Raw genomic sequence first — 1,959 nt, 5'->3', positions numbered from 1 at the left:
ATAACTAGCGGATTTCCTTTGCAATATTTTTCCCTCTTACGATATTTTAAATATAAGGGGGATAAAATATTCCTATAACTGATCCTTAGTTCAGTTTTGCTATTGTTCAAAGATATGATAACTTGTTGTGTTTTATCAGATTTTTTTCACAAAAAATCAAGGATAAAGCAATTGTCGAGCCAGATTCATTTGTTAAAATCGACTCAACTAATGAAGCTATAGCAATATAAGCAAACATTAAATAAACAGATTTATATTTATTATAAGAATAAAGAAAAATAGACTTGCTATATTTAAAAAACAAGATAATCACTAATAAATATAAACACACACCAAACATACCAAATTGCCCCAAATAATAAGGCAATTGAGAATCACTTAAAGTTTCATAAGAATCTTGTGGTATTTTTTCATTTATTCCGTATAAATAATATATAAATGAATAGTATTCCCCTGAAATAGAGCTTCCAAAAGATCCACATCCAGATCCAAACGGGAAAAAAGATTTTGCAATATCCAGAGCAGTTGAATACATTTGTGCTCTTGGAGACCATGTAAAAGTTGAGTATAGATATATTTTTTCTAATGAGAATATAGTGGCTATTATTGAAGCCAATATAATATATATAGGACTAATGTCTTTATTCCTTGGGGAAAGATATACAATAAAATAATACATAAAAATATATGCAAATGCTTTATTTCTCATTGTTAAAAACAGTAGAACTAGTATTTGCAATTGCAATATAAAATAATCTCTTTTATTTGGTATTATTCCGACTAAAACTATAGAAATAAAAACTAATGCATATGCTAGGAATGTAGGATGAGAATACAAGAACTGGTATGGAATAATGCCGTACCTTATATCATAGTTTTGGGACATTCCAATATCTTTAAAAAATGAGATAATAGCAAAGAAAAACAATATTTGAACATATATGATGATTAAGTATAAAATGTGATTGACGTTAATGTGGTTAACTAAATTTTTATGAAAAATTAATACACAAATAAAAGTGATAGGGAATTTAAGGAATAAAATAATGTCCTTAAAGATTGCTATTATATTTTCCTGATATCCTATGATAGCATTTGAGATAATACCACATAGAAGAATTACCACCAAACAAAATAGAATTAACAAAATATTCTTGTTAATTTGCCTTGAATAAACAAATATCGAACATAGACAGAAAAAGAAAATCAATTCATCCAAAAAATTCATAAAAGGAAAGAATCTACATAAAATTTGGTTTGTTATAATTAATAGAAAAAGTAAATCAAATATTAATTCTTTTACTTTAATATAAATGTACACGATATTAATTCTCAATTATATGATACGATTAGTAAAATTGAAGGCATATAGAGAAATCCCCTTCCCTAGAAAACAGCCAAAAATTAAACTTATATCTTCTTTCGTTATAAATCACGACCCCGAAATTTTTATTTAGAGCAAATTCATCTCCAACAGCGCTATCCAACATTATCCTCTGTGTCCCATTAAGCACCAGAAGCCAATTGAAGTCAGATGCTAATGAAACAGACAAGTGCAGTACAGGGAACCTTGAGCATAGTGAAATATTGTTCCAAATGAAGGATTCTCATCCCCGATTGCCATCATTAAGGAATCAAAAATCAGATTAGTATCCATAGTTGGACCAAATTTGTAGTCAACGAGGCATCTTGATCCTAGATCTACTACTGAGGCTAAATAAAGCCACCCTCCTTCTGTAGGAATGTACGTAATATCACCGCACCTGGCTTCGTTGACTTTAAAAGAATCAAACTGTCTTTTTACAAGGTCTTCTGCTCTGGCTAGGTTATGGTTGCTGTCCGTAGTTTTTATATACTTACGATGGTACTTGTGGTAAATACCTTTTGACACAAGGCTTCTGTGAGACACCCTAAAGCCTTTATTCTTCAATTCATGATGCATTCTGATGGACCTGGTAC

2 protein-coding genes are annotated in these 1,959 nt (G+C 29.8%); both read right to left on the bottom strand.

The window, feature by feature from the left end:
• Positions 1 to 106: 106 nt before the first annotated feature.
• Positions 107 to 535 carry a hypothetical protein gene (locus BM308_RS13460; protein ID WP_177214463.1) on the bottom strand — a complete coding sequence of 143 codons (429 nt, stop codon included), beginning with the start codon at positions 533 to 535 and terminating at the stop codon, positions 107 to 109.
• 1,002 nt (positions 536 to 1,537) lie between these two features.
• Positions 1,538 to 1,959: DDE-type integrase/transposase/recombinase (locus BM308_RS13090; RefSeq protein WP_373604451.1), on the bottom strand; the 422-nt coding region annotated here is incomplete at its 5' end.

The organism is Succinivibrio dextrinosolvens, assembly GCF_900116345.1.
Classification (GTDB): Bacteria; Pseudomonadota; Gammaproteobacteria; order Enterobacterales; family Succinivibrionaceae; genus Succinivibrio; species Succinivibrio dextrinosolvens_B.
Note: the sequence above shows the minus strand (reverse complement) of the source record. Positions and strands in the feature narration are given on the sequence as shown.